Consider the following 261-nt stretch of genomic DNA (forward strand, 5'->3'; position numbering starts at 1 on the left):
AGCTCGGTGAAATTGTAGTAACGGTGAAGATGCCGTTTACCCGCAGTGGGACGAAAAGACCCTGTGCACCTTTACTATAGCTTAGTATTGACCTTGGATAAATGATGTGTAGGATAGGTTGGAGACTTTGAAGCGGCGTCGCCAGGCGTTGTGGAGTCATTGTTGAAATACAACCCTTTGTTTATCTGAGGCCTAACCCCGAGTATCGGGGGACATTGCTTGGTGGGTAGTTTGACTGGGGTGGTCGCCTCCAAAAGAGTA

At 48.7% G+C, this 261-nt stretch carries 1 rRNA gene; it reads left to right on the forward strand.

The window, feature by feature from the left end:
• Positions 1 to 261, forward strand: a 23S ribosomal RNA gene (locus tag KHA98_RS22830); the annotation flags it as partial.

This window comes from Flavobacterium branchiicola (genome assembly GCF_018383905.1).
GTDB classification, from domain to species: Bacteria; Bacteroidota; Bacteroidia; order Flavobacteriales; family Flavobacteriaceae; genus Flavobacterium; species Flavobacterium branchiicola.